General features: G+C 62.8%; 16 protein-coding genes and 1 other RNA gene. 6 read left to right on the top strand and 11 right to left on the bottom strand.

Annotation, left to right across the window (positions count from 1 at the left end; genetic code table 11):
- Nucleotides 1-174: 174 nt before the first annotated feature.
- From rnpB to mscL, 9 genes are all read right to left on the bottom strand, one after another.
- Nucleotides 175-562, bottom strand: an RNA gene (gene rnpB, locus ACZ5TH_RS00995) — RNase P RNA component class A.
- 43 nt (nt 563-605) lie between these two features.
- Entirely contained in the window at nt 606-1,304 is a 699-nt protein-coding gene (locus ACZ5TH_RS00990) for an N-acetylmuramoyl-L-alanine amidase (protein WP_464794297.1), read from the bottom strand.
- A 144-nt stretch (nt 1,305-1,448) separates the two neighbouring features.
- Nucleotides 1,449-2,321, bottom strand: a complete 873-nt coding sequence (locus ACZ5TH_RS00985) for a CheR family methyltransferase (RefSeq protein WP_464771887.1) — start codon at nt 2,319-2,321, stop codon at nt 1,449-1,451.
- A complete protein-coding gene (locus ACZ5TH_RS00980) occupies nt 2,318-3,400 on the bottom strand; it encodes a chemotaxis protein CheB (protein WP_464794296.1) in 1,083 nt (360 codons plus the stop codon). The genes ACZ5TH_RS00985 and ACZ5TH_RS00980 overlap by 4 nt, the downstream gene beginning before the upstream one ends.
- 46 nt (nt 3,401-3,446) lie before the next feature.
- Nucleotides 3,447-3,812 carry a response regulator gene (locus ACZ5TH_RS00975; protein ID WP_196225378.1) on the bottom strand — a complete coding sequence of 122 codons (366 nt, stop codon included), beginning with the start codon at nt 3,810-3,812 and terminating at the stop codon, nt 3,447-3,449.
- 77 nt (nt 3,813-3,889) lie between these two features.
- Nucleotides 3,890-4,327 carry a chemotaxis protein CheW gene (locus ACZ5TH_RS00970; protein WP_464794295.1) on the bottom strand — a complete coding sequence of 146 codons (438 nt, stop codon included), beginning with the start codon at nt 4,325-4,327 and terminating at the stop codon, nt 3,890-3,892.
- Nucleotides 4,328-4,337: 10 nt separating this feature from the next.
- Nucleotides 4,338-6,704: a chemotaxis protein CheA gene (locus ACZ5TH_RS00965; RefSeq protein ID WP_464794294.1), complete on the bottom strand. Its 2,367-nt coding sequence runs from the start codon at nt 6,702-6,704 to the stop codon at nt 4,338-4,340.
- A 139-nt stretch (nt 6,705-6,843) separates the two neighbouring features.
- On the bottom strand, nt 6,844-7,119 hold the full coding sequence (locus ACZ5TH_RS00960; RefSeq protein ID WP_449471228.1) for a hypothetical protein: 276 nt from the start codon (nt 7,117-7,119) through the stop codon (nt 6,844-6,846).
- Nucleotides 7,120-7,264: 145 nt separating this feature from the next.
- Entirely contained in the window at nt 7,265-7,693 is a 429-nt protein-coding gene (mscL, locus tag ACZ5TH_RS00955) for a large conductance mechanosensitive channel protein MscL (RefSeq protein WP_464794293.1), read from the bottom strand.
- Between the two features lie 102 nt (nt 7,694-7,795).
- On the opposite strand from mscL, the gene ACZ5TH_RS00950 reads away from it, so the two are divergent.
- From ACZ5TH_RS00950 to ACZ5TH_RS00935, 4 genes are read left to right on the top strand one after another with little or no spacing between them, the layout of a single operon-like run.
- Complete coding sequence (locus ACZ5TH_RS00950) at nt 7,796-8,401, top strand: LemA family protein (protein WP_464794292.1); 606 nt, start codon at nt 7,796-7,798, stop codon at nt 8,399-8,401.
- Nucleotides 8,402-8,410: 9 nt separating this feature from the next.
- Nucleotides 8,411-9,208, top strand: coding sequence for a TPM domain-containing protein (locus ACZ5TH_RS00945; protein WP_460987505.1), 798 nt, complete (start codon nt 8,411-8,413; stop codon nt 9,206-9,208).
- Nucleotides 9,208-9,885, top strand: coding sequence for a TPM domain-containing protein (locus ACZ5TH_RS00940; RefSeq protein ID WP_464794291.1), 678 nt, complete (start codon nt 9,208-9,210; stop codon nt 9,883-9,885). Before ACZ5TH_RS00945 ends, ACZ5TH_RS00940 begins: the two co-directional genes overlap by 1 nt.
- Nucleotides 9,882-10,427: an NUDIX hydrolase gene (locus ACZ5TH_RS00935; RefSeq protein WP_464794290.1), complete on the top strand. Its 546-nt coding sequence runs from the start codon at nt 9,882-9,884 to the stop codon at nt 10,425-10,427. The genes ACZ5TH_RS00940 and ACZ5TH_RS00935 overlap by 4 nt, the downstream gene beginning before the upstream one ends.
- A gap of 3 nt (nt 10,428-10,430) precedes the next feature.
- Here the strand turns inward: ACZ5TH_RS00935 and ACZ5TH_RS00930 are convergent, their stop codons facing one another.
- A complete protein-coding gene (locus tag ACZ5TH_RS00930) occupies nt 10,431-10,889 on the bottom strand; it encodes a DUF6456 domain-containing protein (RefSeq protein WP_449471218.1) in 459 nt (152 codons plus the stop codon).
- A gap of 100 nt (nt 10,890-10,989) precedes the next feature.
- Between ACZ5TH_RS00930 and ACZ5TH_RS00925 the strand changes: the two genes are divergently transcribed.
- Together ACZ5TH_RS00925 and ACZ5TH_RS00920 are read left to right on the top strand one after the other, a co-directional pair.
- Nucleotides 10,990-11,553, top strand: coding sequence for a helix-turn-helix domain-containing protein (locus ACZ5TH_RS00925; protein ID WP_449471217.1), 564 nt, complete (start codon nt 10,990-10,992; stop codon nt 11,551-11,553).
- Nucleotides 11,554-11,611: 58 nt separating this feature from the next.
- Nucleotides 11,612-12,784: a glycosyltransferase gene (locus ACZ5TH_RS00920; protein ID WP_460987502.1), complete on the top strand. Its 1,173-nt coding sequence runs from the start codon at nt 11,612-11,614 to the stop codon at nt 12,782-12,784.
- Nucleotides 12,785-12,882: 98 nt separating this feature from the next.
- On the opposite strand, the gene ACZ5TH_RS00915 is transcribed toward ACZ5TH_RS00920, so the two are convergent.
- Nucleotides 12,883-13,629, bottom strand: coding sequence for an HAD-IIB family hydrolase (locus tag ACZ5TH_RS00915; protein ID WP_464794289.1), 747 nt, complete (start codon nt 13,627-13,629; stop codon nt 12,883-12,885).
- Between the last annotated feature and the right edge of the window lie 57 nt (nt 13,630-13,686).

Below are 13,686 nucleotides of genomic sequence, written 5' to 3'. Positions count from 1 at the left end.
TCTCGCGCTCAGTGCGGGAGGGATCCTCTACCAGGACCGGCCGTCATTTGGCTCAGGCAGAGGCGAGAATGCCGCTGTTCGAGAACCGGCGCGCAGCGTACTACAGTACGTGAGCACCGGAAGCGCAGAACAGTGGTGTTCGCAGCCCGGCATCAGCCAAATGTCGGCCGGTCCTGTGCCAGAGGGCCTGTAAGCCGGGTCCTGTCCACCATGTCGCCATGGATGGGCGGCCATTCCTCTAGGAGACGGATTGCTCCGTCCCTCAAGCAACCAACCCGGGCGGTCTCAGCCGAAACTGGCCTAGCAGTCGAAGCCGCGCGCCGCCCCTATTCGGTCTTGCTCCCGGTGGGGTTTACCGTGCCGCCTTCCGTTGCCGGAGACGCGGTGCGCTCTTACCGCACCCTTTCAATTTCGCTGCGCCGAAGCGTTAGCGACCTGCTTTCTGTTGCACTGTCCCTTGGATCACTCCAGCCGGCCGTTAGCCGGCACCGTCATTTCGTGGAGCCCGGACTTTCCTCGCCGTGGAAGTTACCCGCCACGCCGCGGCCGCCCGGCCCTCTGGCACGGCGCGCTATACACGCACTGCGCGCGCCCGTCATCCCCGCTTATTCATCGCCCCTCGGCTTTGGCAGCAACAAGGCGAGCAGGATCGCACGGCATTCGCCATCGATCACGCCGTCGATCAATTCCGGCCGGAAGCGCCGCTGGAACGCGACCACCGCCGCATCAGGCTCGGCAATGTCATAGCCAAAGCGCTCCAGCGCCAGCAGGAAAGCACTGTCCGACCAAAGCGGATCCATCAGATTACGGGTGGGACGCGGCAGCGCCAGACGCAGCCGGGCCAGTCGCCACCAGGGGAAAAGCTCGCCTGGGTCCTGCTTGCGCGCCGGGGCGACGTCGCTATGCCCGACGATATTGCCACGCGTGATGCCGTGACGTTGCACGATGTCATGCATCAGCGGGATGAGTGCCTCAATCTGCGCGTCGGCAAAGGGCCGATACCCCCATTCATGGCCAGGATTGACGATTTCGATCCCGATACTCGCCGAATTGACGTCATCCGTGCCGCGCCAGTGGGACCGGCCCGCATGCCAGGCCCGTCTGGCTTCATCGACCATGCGGACGATCTTCCCCTCTTCGGTCACGACATAATGGGCGGAAACCTTGGATTCCGGACTGGCCATCCAGTTGATCGCGCTCTGGACGTCCGGCATCCCGGTATAATGCAGCACCAGCATGGATATGGGCAGCTTGCGGTCGTCGAAATTGGGCGACGGCGTTTCGATCATTGGAATGTCGCTCATCGGAAACCCGTAACCATCATCTGTCCTCGCCGCGCGCCATCAGAACGGGCAACTGCCGCAGACAATGGCCGAGAGCGAATGGCCGATCAAGCGCAAGCACTCCCCTGAACCAGTGTCGGGGACAGGATGTGCGCGAAACGCTGGTCAGATGGCGCGGCGAAGCGCCTCGTCGCTGTTCCGCGCCGTTTCCAGCCGCCGCGCATATCCGCCGCGGAATTCCGGATGGGGAATGAAATCCTCGCTATGGCCGATCACGGTCTCGCCCGCCCCCAGCAACAGCACCGACTTTTCCTGGCTGTGCCGCTTCAGAAGGCGGAATACCTCCTGCCGCCGTTCCGGCGTGAAATAAAGCAGCACATTGCGGCAAAGAAGCAGGTCATATTCACCCGATGGGGCCTTCGGATCGAACAGATTGTCCGTCCGGAAATCGATCATCCGGCGCAGTTCCGGACTGGCGCGCCAATTGTCTCCAGCGGGTTCGAACCATTTGATCAGGTCGCCAACGGCAAGACCGCGCTGAACGTCCATCTGCGAAAAAACGCCGCTGCGCGCCTGATCTATGGCGGCGGTCGAAATGTCCGTCGCCAGTATTTCGATGCGCCAGCCACGCCAGCGCGCGATGTCGTTGCGCAATTGAATCGCGAGGGAATAGACTTCCTGACCCGTGGAACAGCCCGCACTCCAGATCCGCAGCACCCGGTCGCGCCGATCCGCATAAAAGGACGGCAGGATATGCCGGTGGATCATGTCGAAGATCTGGAGATCGCGGAAGAAGCTGCTTTCGTTGTTGAGCAGCGCGTTGATCACCTCATCTTCCAGACGCGGATCACGATTGCCCAGGAGGCGGGCGGCCAGTTCATCCATGTCCGCAAGGCCATGGGTGCGCATGACCGGCTTCAGCGCCGTTTCCATCCGCCATGCGCGGCTTTCCGACAATATCTGCCCGGTGCGCGCCTCCAGCAGAGCCGAAAAGATGCGGGCGGCGCCGCTCGAGGATGAATCGGTCGAAAGGGTCAATGTGTCAAACCTCTGCTCTTTCCGCGCCGCGCGACGAAATCCATGATGGCATAGGGGTCCAGCAACGCACAGCTAAGCCCAGCCGCTGTCACCGATCCCGGCATGCCCCAAACGACGCTGCTCGTTTCATTCTGCGCCACGATCCAACCGCCTGCGTCAACGATGTCATGTCCGCCGACCGTGCCGTCACGGCCCATCCCGGTCAGGACGACGCCTGCTGCGCCTGGCCCATAGGCTTCGGCCATGGTGGTGAACATCGGATCGACGCCGGGCAGATTTCCCGCGGGCGTGCGCTGGGGATTCAACGTAACCATCACCCGCCCATAAAGGCCCCGGCGAACCTGCAAATTGGCGTCGCCGGGCGCGACATAGATGGTATCTGGCACCAGCATTTCGCCCTGTTCGCCAACCTTCACGCGCAGGCTGGTCATCCGGGCGAGTTGCTGGACGAAATAGGATGTGAAGCTGACCGGCAGATGCTGGGTCAGTAGGATCGGCACGCCCAGCGGCTCGGTCATGCCGGCAAACAACTGACTCAGCGCGTGGATACCGCCTGTCGAAGCACCGATGCCGAGGCAGGCGAGCGGAGCGGTGGGCTTGCTCGCCGCCATGACGACCGGCTGCGCCTCAGCCGCCTGTGCCAGATTGGCGCCGAACAGGCGCGACAGCCGATCGACCAGCACCTGGGGAAACTGTTCGCCGAAGCAACCGCTGCCGGGCTTCGTGAAAATGTCGCTCGCTCCCAGCGCCAGTGCCTCGATCGCGGCTCCGCTGCCTTCCTCGCAATTTCCGGAAAGGATGACCACCTTGCCGCCGGGATTCGCGCGAAGAAGGGCGGGAAGCGCCGACAATCCGCTCTGCCCTGGCAACTCGATGTCCAACAGGACCAGATCGACCTCATGCGCGGCCAGATAGCCCAATGCATGTTCGGCGCTGTTGGTCTTGTGAACCACCGAAAACGCCGGATCGCTATCCAGGATACGCGCGATCATTGTCCGCACGACGACGGAATCGTCGACAACCATCGCGCGGACTTGCGGTCTGCTCTGGCTGGCCAGGATAGGCGTGACGGCGGACATTGATGGGCTTTCTGGCGTCAGGAATGGACTGGGGCGAATGAACGGTTCAGATGACGCCCACGATCGACAGCTTGCTTTCAAGCGTTTCGCGATCGAACGGCTTCATCACATATTCGTCGGCGCCTGCCTCCACGGCTGCCTTGATATGACTGATGCCGTTTTCAGTGGTGCAGAATATGATCTTCGGCCGAGCGGTTACCTTCGCGGTGGAAAGCGCCTGAAGAAATTCCATTCCGCTCATGACCGGCATGTTCCAGTCCAGCAGGACCACGTCCGGCGCTGCGGCTTCGCATTGGGTCAGGGCATCCTGCCCATCCACCGCTTCACTTACCGACAAATCAAGTGATTCCAGGATATGCCGTGCAACTTTGCGGATGACTTTCGAATCATCGACTACCAGACAGTTTTTCATGAAGCGTCCCTTGGATTTTTCCCCGTGCAGGAAAGATTAGCCACCAAAGCCGAGTAATTCGTAAACGAGCCAGGAATTTATGCGGCCTGCGCCAGCGGGCCGGTTTCGATGAAGCTCGCCAGCGAAACCAACAGGTGCGGATGCCCATCCTGTTCGACGATCGCCCGCGCATACGGTGCCCAGGCACTGTGCAACTGCCCACGCAGCGGCAGATCGCCTTCGGGCACCTGGCAAATATCATGCACCGCATCCACCATCAGGCCATAGCTGTGCCCGCTGATGTCGGCGATGATCGCCAGGCCCCGCCGATCCGTCGGCGTGGGCACGCCATGGATCAGGGCGGGCACGTCGATGATCGTCAGCACACGGCTGCGCAGGGCGGACAGTCCGGCAACATGTCCCAGCATGCCGGGCACCGGCGAGATGTCGGCCAGCTTCACGACCGCCTCGACCTCATTCGCCTCCACGGCGACGCGGGTGTCGGCCAATGTCGCCAGAAGGTAAAGCTGCTCCATAAATACCTCCTTAGCGCCGGGTGCCAGTGATGGCCGCCATCAGGGCGTCCTGATCATAGCGATAAATACTGCCATCCTCTGGCCCTGCCGGTTTTGGTGACGCGCGCAGCTGAACGATGCGGCATCCCAATATCTCGGCCGCCTGCGTCAGGTCACGGTCAGAACAAAGAACCACGTCCGCCGGATCGACGGTCTCATCCTGGGGCAGGCCCAAAAGGACTTCATGGCCCGCCTGACGCAGCAAGGGCGCCAATATCTCACGCGTCCAGCCATCCTCACTGTCAGCAAGGACGCACCGTCCCCGAACGCGTCTTGCTAAGCTACTATCTGGCAGGGAGGCAAACAGCGCGAAGGGATTAAGGACCTCAAGATGTTCGCCATCGACCATGGCGACGCCGCTCAGCACGCCTTGCAGGGCGACCATGTCGGGCACGGCAGGCATTTCCACGATGTCGAGAACAGCGGCGACCGGATAACAGGCTTCCTGATTGCCATCCCGAAGCCGCAGCGCCGAAACATGATCGGCAGCAAATTTATGCGCGCCGTTGGCCACCGGCACCAGCCGTCCATCCAACCGCACAAAGGCATGAGCGCCCGAACGACCAAAGAGCGACGCGTCAACGTCCTCCACCCGCTCAACCAGCGACAGCTTGATCAGCCGTCGTTCGCCCGACAGCTCCTCAAAACGCAGGGCCGACACCATCTCGACCCGGACAGCGCCATCGTCATTGTCATCCGCCTGATCATTGGCCCGTTCATCCGCAACATTCGGCAGGCGCGCGGCATTGGCGAGGCCCGCCGCGTCGAGCAGCAGCATCGGCTTGCCATTGTCGGGCAGCGTCATGCCCGCATAGACGCCGGTCGCCATGACCAGCGGAGAGGCAGGACGAATAACCAGTTCCTCATGGTTATCGACAGCGGCGACACCCAGAGCGAAGGGAACGCCGGTCGCGGATCGCACCACCATGATCGCGCGCGGACCCGGCTGAGCGGACTTCTCCATTCCCAGAACATCTTCCAGATCGATCATCGAATGGCGCACCGAACGGATCGTCGCGATCTTAGCGCCACCGACTTCGGCGACGTGCAGCGTCTCGTTATTATCGTGCAGTATCTCGACCACCGCCGCGCGCGGAATGGCGAAGTGCAGCCCCCCAGACCGAATGATGAGGCCCGGAATGATCGTCAGCGTCAACGGAACGCGCAGCACGATCCGCAATCCCCGCCCCAGCTCATTGTGCAGCGCGATGACGCCGCCGATCCGCTCCACATTGGCGCGAACCACGTCCATCCCGACCCCCCGGCCCGATATCGCGGTCACATGGCTGGCGGTCGACAGCCCGGCCTGAAAGATCAGCTCCAGCTTTTCAGCCTCGCTCATTCTGGCGGCGGCATCGCGGGTCAGCTTGCCTGCTGAGACTGCCTTTTCCACCAGCCGCCCGGTGTCGATACCCTGCCCGTCGTCGCTGACCTCGATCACGATCTGGTTGCCCGACTGGCGTGCCTGCAACTTCAGCGCCCCGGCTTCTGGCTTGCCCAGCGCCTTGCGCTGCTCGGGCATTTCGATGCCATGATCGATGCTGTTGCGCACGATGTGGGTCAGCGGATCGACCACCATCTCCACCATCTCGCGGTCCATTTCGACGTCGCCGCCCTCAAGGACCAGGTCGATCCTCTTGCCCAGTTCGCGGCCCAGATCACGCACCATGCGCGGAATGGCGGTAAACAGCCGCTCCACGCGCTGCATCCGTGTCTTGGAAATGGCGTCCCGCATGTCGGCAACGCAGGTAGAAAGCCGTTCGAAGCTGCTTTCCAGCTCAGGGTCGCTCGACCGTTCGCGCAGCTTGCGAGACAGCTCGTTGCGCGCCAGCACCATGTCCGACACGCCGTTCATCAACTGATCGATCAGCGATAGCGGCAACCGGATCGTCCGGGGCACCGCCTGCGCGCCGCCCTGACGCACAGCCTCGATCGCGGGCGCAACGTCCGTCGCCGCCGCCGGTCCTTCCTCGCGTGCGGCTAGGGCGCCAATCAGATAGTCGTCATTTTCATCCGGCAGCGCAGCGCCGATCGCCACCGCCTCGGCAAGTTCGGCGATCCGGTCCATAATGCCCAGCACGGCACTGACCGTCGCCGGATCGGCGGTACGGTTTCCAGCGCGGATTTCCGACAGCACATCCTCGGCCGCATGGCTCAGCCGTTCAAAACGCGGCAGGTTGAGGAAGCCGCAGCTGCCCTTTACCGTATGGAAGAAGCGGAAAATGGCGTCCAGCCGGTCGCGATCGCTGGGATCGGCCTCCCAGGCAACGACCTCGCCCGCCAGGGCTTCCAGCGTTTCCTGTGTCTCGGCAATGAATTCCTGAAGTAGTTCGTCCATTCCCTTGGCCTTCACGGATGCGCGCGACGGCACCATGGGGAAGGCGTGGTTAAAGGCTCGTTAAAGACGTTGAACAGCCAGCAAAAAGGGCGCCGCGATCATCATCGCGACGCCCTTTCCGGCTTGGGAAAGCGAAAGCTTAGCGCTCCGTCTTCTCTTCGACGGCATCGGCAGCGCGTTCACCCGCTTCGCGAGTGGCCTCGGCCTTGTTCTCCAAAGCGTCGGCGGCGTTCTCAGCGGCTCTCTCGGCATTGCCGGACAGGTTATCGGCCATCGCTTCCATGTTGCTGGCCTGGTTGTCGATGGCGTCCGCCTGATTCTCGTATGCGTTCTCGACCTTGTTTTCCTGCTTGGAATCGCACGCAGCAAGCGCGATCAAGCTGGCAAGGCCGAGGACTGAGACGATGGTTTTCACGGCGTGTTCTCCTGTTGCGCCCCCCTGGGGCTGACGTCATTCGGCAAGAATTCCGGCCGCGCAAAGCACCCAGAACTCTGACCGCGATCAACTGGTCGCACGGCAGATGGTTCCCGCCGCAGGCTCCTTTCGTCGCAGAAACGAATTATTTTTTGAGGTTATCGCGAATTTCACGGAGCAGCAGCACCTCCTCCGGGGTTGCAGCAGGCGCCTCATCGGGCTTGGGCATCAGCCTGTTCACTGCCCTCACCAGCAGGAAGATGATGAAGGCGAGGATGAGGAAATTGACCAGCACGGTCAGGAATTGGCCCCACCCCAACATGGCGACCCCTGCGCTCTTGAGGTCGGCATAGCTTTCCGGATTGCCCTTGAACCCAGCCGGTATGTCGCCGAGCCGGATGAAATAGCGGGAAAAGTCCGCCCCACCGAACAGATAGCCCACCACCGGCATGATCAGGTCATCGGTCAAGGACTTGGTGATGGTGGCGAAGGCGCCGCCAATGATGACGCCCACAGCCAGGTCGATCACGCTGCCCCGGTTGATGAATGTCTTGAATTCGGAAATCAGTCCCATGTGAGAACCCCTTGCACTGATTGCGTGTTTAACAGGATGAGCCGTTGCACCCGCTTCGACAACCACCTATTTCCGACATCGTAACAATGCCGAGGATGTTCCATGACGATCCTGCGCCGATTTTCCCCTGCTTTCCTCCTGCCTTTGCTGACCGCCTTTGCGCTGTCCGCCTGCGGCATCAACAGCGTCCCCACTGCGGAGGAAGCGGCCAAAGCCAAATGGGCCGACGTTCAGGCGCAATATCAGCGCCGCTCCAACCTGATCGGCAATCTGGTCGCCACCGTGAAGGCGGCCGGCAAGCAGGAACAGGACACGCTGGTGAAGGTCACGGAGGCGCGCGCCAAGGCGACATCGGTACAGGTCAACGCCGAGGATCTCTCCGACCCCGCCAAGGTCCAACAATTCCAGCAAGCGCAGGCGCAACTGAGCCAGGGCCTCGGGCGGCTTCTTGCATCGGTGGAGGCTTACCCCGACCTCAAGACCAACCAGAATTTCCTCGACCTCCAGTCACAGCTGGAAGGCACCGAGAACCGCATCGCCGTCGCCATTCGGGACTATAATGAAGCAGTGCGCGCCTATAATACGCGCATCCGCACCTTCCCTGACGCGATCGGTGCCAAGATCATCTATGGCGCCAAGCCGATGACCCCCTTCCAGGCAACCACGCCGGGAGCCGAAGAAGCGCCCAAGGTCGACTTCAGCAATTAAGCGCCAGCGATGCTCCGCCGCCTGCTCCTGATCTTCGCGCTCCTGTCAGCGATGCTTGGCATGGCTCCGTCCGCCGGAGCCCAGAGCTTTCCGAAGTTCGACGACAAGGGCGTGGTGGATGCCGCGAACATCCTTGACCCCGCGCAGGAACAGGCGCTCAGCCAGAAGCTGATCGCGCAGAAGCAGGCGAGCGGGCGGTCGCTGGTGGTGGCCACCATTCCAGACCTGCAAGGCTATGACATATCGGACTATGGCTACCGCCTCGGCCGCGCCTGGGGGATTGGCGACAAGAATAACCAGGGCGTTTTGCTGATCATCGCACCCAATGAACGCAAGGTGCGGATCGAGGTCGGCTATGGCGTCGAAGGCATACTGACGGACGCGCTGTCGTCGCAGATTATCCGCAACGCGATCACGCCCCGCTTCAAGGCTGGCGACATGGCGGGCGGGATCGACGCGGGCGTCGATCAGATCACGTCGCTGCTCGCCCTGCCCCCGGACCAGGCGCGAGCACGTGCCGTGCAGGCGGAGGCCGAAGCCCGCCAGCAGGATAGCGGAGGCGGCGGCATCCTCGGCTTCTGGATCATCATGTTCTTTATCTTCTTCGTCCTGCTGCCACTGCTGTCACGAGCGCGCGGCGGCAAGCGCTATCGCCGTGGTGGCGGCGCGCCTGTCATTATCTGGGGTCCCGGCATGGGCTCTGGATGGGGCTCTGGCGGCGGGGGCGGATCAAGCTGGGGCGGTGGCGGAGGCGGCTTTTCAGGTGGCGGCAGTTTCGGCGGCGGCGGCGCCTCGGGGGGCTGGTGATGCAAGTCCTTCTCAATCAGGCCGACCACAACGTTGTCACCACCGCCGTCAAGGAAGCAGAGGCACAAACATCCGGCGAGATCGTGACGATCGTCACGCGCCGTTCCGACAGCTATCATGACGTCGGCCTCAGCTGGGCGGTGGTGGCCATATTCCTCGCTTTGTCTTCCATGGCCGCGTTCCCGGCGCAGCTGCGCGCCTTTCTGTCCACTCTGCTGCTGGATTGGGAACATGAGCTTGCCGACTGGAAGCTCATCCTAAGCCTGACCGGCCTTCTCATCCTGACGTTTCTCGTGGTCCGCTATCTGCTCGCCATCATGCCGCTGCGGATGCTGATGACGCCGCGTGCTACCAAGGCCCGCCGGGTACGCCGCCGCGCGATCCTTCTCTTCCGCACCGCCGCCGAAGCCCGCACGCGCGGGCGCACCGGCGTCCTCATCTATCTCTCGCTTGACGAGCATCGAGCCGAGATCGTCGCCGACCGCGCGATCAACGAAAAAGTCGCGCCCGAAGCGTGGGGCGATGCCATGGCGGCGCTGATCGATGCGATCCGGGCAGGCCAGCCAGGTGAAGGGCTAGCACAGGCCGTGCGTCAGGTCGGCGCCGTCCTCGCGACGCATTTCCCGCGCGAGCATGATGACATCAATGAACTGCCCGACAGGCTGATCGAATTATGAGTGAACAGGATATGGCCGCCCCGGAAGAAATCATGTGGGCTGGCCGTTTCATCACCGCCAAGCGTCGCGGCAGATGGGAATATGTGGGGCGAGCGCGCGGCATCCATGCTGCCGTCATCCTCGCCATAGACGAGGATGCGGACGGGCGGCGGCATGTGCTGCTCGTCGACCAATTCCGGGTGCCGCTTGGCCGCCGCTGCATCGAACTGCCCGCCGGCCTCGTCGGCGACGATGAGGAAGGCGAGGCATCCGAACGCGCGGCGATCCGCGAACTGGAAGAGGAAACCGGATACCGCGCAGGTCGCATGGAGGCCGCTGGCGACTTCTACAGTTCGCCCGGCATGGTGTCCGAAAGCTTCTGCCTTTTCCGCGCCCATGACCTGCGGAAAACGGGAAATGGTGGAGGCGTGGACGGGGAGGATATCCGCGTCCACCGCATTCCATTGGATCAATTGGCGGCGCAGATCGCCGTCTGGCGGGCCGAAGGTTTTGCCATCGACGTCAAACTGCTGCTGCTCCTCGGTGCCGAGCTGAGCCGTTAAACGTCACGACACCCGATACCAGGCCGCCACCCTCTCCAGCGCCAGCGTCAGGACCAGCTTGCCCGCCCTGCTCGGCCATCCGAGCGCCCGCTCCGCCGCGACCAGTCCCTCGCCAGCGCAGGCAACCCGCCATAATATGTCGCTAAGCCCCGGCCCGGCGGCGGCGATGGCGGCATGGAAACGCTCCCGCGCAGACAGTTGAGCCATGCTGGGATCGGGTGCTTCCGAGCCACGCCTTGGGCCACCGATCGAAGGCGCCGCGTCCCATCGCATGGTGACACGCGGACCAAGCCCCGCCTTCTCCCAGTCAGCGCGCAACAACTCCCCCGCCCTGAAATAGCGCTCGCTCAGGTGACCACGTGCATGCAGCCATGCCAGCGGCGATTCGCCCATATTCACCGCCACCGTCTGGACATGTCCTGCGGGGTCCTCGATCTTCTGCTCCACATATTGGCTTCGCATCGGCTTCCTCCTTATGCATGAATGATGCGAAGGGGCTTGCCACGACGAACCATTTGTAGGAAAGACGAAAAACCAAATAGGTGAAAAATCGGGAATAGGCATGATCACCCGGATTAGAGAAGTTCGAAAAGCCAAGGGTTTGACGCTGGAGCAAGTCGCGGCGCTCTGCCGCCCTGCAACCACGGCGCAGACGATAGGCAGGCTGGAAACCGGCACGCGAACCGTATCGGTCAACTGGCTGAACCGCATCGCCGACGCTCTGGGCGTTGGTTCGTCCGAGCTGGTAGCGCTGCCGGGCCAAAGCGTGGTGCCGGTCGCGGCGCTGCTGGGTCCCGAAGGCGCCCGCGCGCCCACGCGGAGCCTGTCCTTCCCCCCACCCGTACCCGCCGACGCGATGATCGGCGTTCAGGTATCCGCCAGCATCGGTGATTATCGCAGCGGGGATGAAATCTGGTGCCGCCGCATCGGCCCGGACGAATTTGCAAGCGCGCTGAACCGCGACATATTGCTGCCACGCCATGCCGGACGCTTCGTCTTCGGCAGACTGATCGGGCGAGAGGGTGACAAGTTGCAAATATTGCCGCTCGGCAGTGGCAGCCGTCAGCAGGTGATCAGCGACCCACCCTGGGGCGCCGTGGCGGTTCAATTGGTGAGACAATTGTAGCCAAAGCCGCGCTTCAGCCCTAACTCTCGATTAACCGCGATGCCTTAAGGGGGACAGCATGACGCTGAATGTCCTTACGCTCTCGACCCTGTTCCCGGACATGAGCCGTCCGAATTTCGGGGTGTTCGTCGAACGGCAGGCGCGGGAACTCGCCAGCCGCCCCGATGTCAATGTCACGGTGATCGCGCCGCTCGGGGTTCCGATCTGGCCGATCGGCCTTGGCAATCAATATGCGCCGCTCCGCGCCCTGCCGCGCAAGGAACGGTGGCAGAACCTCACCGTCTACCGCCCGATTTTTTCGACGATCCCGAAGATCGGCGCGCGCTACAATGTCGGCAGCATGACGCGCGCGATCCTGCCGCTGGTACGCCATCTGCATGAACAGCAGCCCTTCGACGTCATCGACGCCAGCTTCTTCTTCCCCGATGGCCCGGTGGCGCAGCGCCTGTCACGCGCGCTCGGCATCCCCTATTCGGTCAAGGCACGCGGCGCCGACATCCATTATTGGGGCAAACGGCGCGACACGCGCGGCATGGTAAAACGCGCCGGGGCGGAAGCTGCGGGCCTGCTCGCCGTGTCCAGCGCAATGCGCCGGTCGATGGTCAAGCTCGGCATGGACGCGGAAAAGATCCGCGTTCACTATACCGGCGTCGATCTTGATCGCTTTGAACTGGCCGATCGCGCCGCCGCCAAGGAAGCATTGGGCTTTGAAGGGCCGGTAGTCCTGTGCGTCGGCGCGCTCATTCCGCGCAAGGGGCAGGAACTGCTGGTGCAGGCGCTTCCGCGTCTGCCCGGCATCACCCTGCTCTTCGCTGGTCAAGGTCAGTATCGCCGGGCGCTGGAAAAGCAGGCGGAGGAACTGGCCGTTGACCGGCGCATCGGCTTCCTCGGCTCGGTCCCGCATGACCGTCTGCCGCGCATCTATGCCGCGGCCGATGTGATGGCGCTGCCCTCCTCATCCGAGGGGCTCGCCAACGCCTGGGTCGAATCGCTCGCCTGCGGCACGCCGATCGTCATCACCGATGTCGGCGGAGCGCGCGAACTACTCGACCGTCCGGAAGCGGGCCAGATCGTTGACCGCGACCCTGAAGCTATCGCGGCCGCCATCGGAGAGATTCTCTACAACCCGCCCGAGCGCGAAGCGGTGCGCGATGCGGCACTGCGCTTTACGTGGGAGGCCAATGCCGACCTTCTGCTCCATCATCTGAAGGGCATCGCCCGCAACGGCTAGGCCGGGTGGAGGGGTTTGCCTGTGAAGCACACCCCCGCCCCTCTCAGATCATGGGCCGCACGCCGCAACCGACGCCGCTCTGCATCAGTGCAAATCGGTCACTTCTGGCAGGAAACGATCGCGGCGATCACGGACAGCGTTTCCTCCGGGTCACGCACGCGCACCGTGTCCAGCCCCAATTCCTTGGCCGGATAATCATTGCCGCCCGGAAAGATCGCGTCGCCAATAAACATCATCGCATCCAGAGCGATGCCGCTCGCGTCGCGCAACTTTTTGAGGCCATAGGCCTTGTCCACACCCTCGCGCGTGATGTCGATCGATGTCGCGCCGCCCATGTTGATCGACAGGCCGGGCAGCCGCTCCCGCAAGTCGGCCTGAATGATACGGCGCTTGGCAAAGTCGGGGTCCCATCCCTCCTTCGCATAGATAGGAGCCTGCTGGCCCAGCGCGGAAAAGGTGATCTGGCTGCCCCGATCCTCGATCCGTTCGCCCCATGTTTCTTCCGGCACGAAACCGGTCGCTTCCAGCGCCTGATCGAAGGCGGCGAAGATGTTCTGCTTCTGCGCCTCGTCAAATAACTCGGCATAGACTGGCGTCCATGCGCCTGCCTGATGCGTGAAAAGCTTGGTGCCGGTCGTCGGCATCAGCCACAGGCGCGACAGGTCCGCGCGGCCAGGCAGGCGGCTCGCTACCTGCTTGTCGAACTGCGGCCAGTCGCCCCCGGAAATCACGGCAACATGCGCGACCATCATCAGGTCAGCCAGCGCCTCCCCCATCTCCTCGCCCAAAGGTTGCTTGCTTTCCGCCAGCGTTCCGTCGAGATCAAAGGCGATCAACTCTTTCATTTGGGCAAGCTCCTGGACTCCATGTCGGCGCAGCTATCATCAATTGAGCGATCGGCA

Source organism: Sphingobium sp. TomTYG73 (genome assembly GCF_055394245.1).
The sequence above is the reverse complement of the archived record's forward strand: the minus strand, read 5'-3'. Positions and strand labels throughout refer to the sequence as shown.

Coding starts and splice junctions, on each gene's coding strand:
- ACZ5TH_RS00990 (WP_464794297.1), bottom strand. CDS start 1,304: ATGAGCGACATTCCAATGATCGAAACGCCGTCGCCCAATTTCGACGAC.
- ACZ5TH_RS00980 (WP_464794296.1), bottom strand. CDS start 3,400: ATGTCCGCCGTCACGCCTATCCTGGCCAGCCAGAGCAGACCGCAAGTC.
- ACZ5TH_RS00975 (WP_196225378.1), bottom strand. CDS start 3,812: ATGAAAAACTGTCTGGTAGTCGATGATTCGAAAGTCATCCGCAAAGTT.
- ACZ5TH_RS00970 (WP_464794295.1), bottom strand. CDS start 4,327: ATGGAGCAGCTTTACCTTCTGGCGACATTGGCCGACACCCGCGTCGCC.
- ACZ5TH_RS00965 (WP_464794294.1), bottom strand. CDS start 6,704: ATGGACGAACTACTTCAGGAATTCATTGCCGAGACACAGGAAACGCTG.
- mscL (WP_464794293.1), bottom strand. CDS start 7,693: ATGGGACTGATTTCCGAATTCAAGACATTCATCAACCGGGGCAGCGTG.
- ACZ5TH_RS00950 (WP_464794292.1), top strand. CDS start 7,796: ATGACGATCCTGCGCCGATTTTCCCCTGCTTTCCTCCTGCCTTTGCTG.
- ACZ5TH_RS00945 (WP_460987505.1), top strand. CDS start 8,411: ATGCTCCGCCGCCTGCTCCTGATCTTCGCGCTCCTGTCAGCGATGCTT.
- ACZ5TH_RS00940 (WP_464794291.1), top strand. CDS start 9,208: ATGCAAGTCCTTCTCAATCAGGCCGACCACAACGTTGTCACCACCGCC.
- ACZ5TH_RS00935 (WP_464794290.1), top strand. CDS start 9,882: ATGAGTGAACAGGATATGGCCGCCCCGGAAGAAATCATGTGGGCTGGC.
- ACZ5TH_RS00930 (WP_449471218.1), bottom strand. CDS start 10,889: ATGCGAAGCCAATATGTGGAGCAGAAGATCGAGGACCCCGCAGGACAT.
- ACZ5TH_RS00925 (WP_449471217.1), top strand. CDS start 10,990: ATGATCACCCGGATTAGAGAAGTTCGAAAAGCCAAGGGTTTGACGCTG.
- ACZ5TH_RS00920 (WP_460987502.1), top strand. CDS start 11,612: ATGACGCTGAATGTCCTTACGCTCTCGACCCTGTTCCCGGACATGAGC.
- ACZ5TH_RS00915 (WP_464794289.1), bottom strand. CDS start 13,629: ATGAAAGAGTTGATCGCCTTTGATCTCGACGGAACGCTGGCGGAAAGC.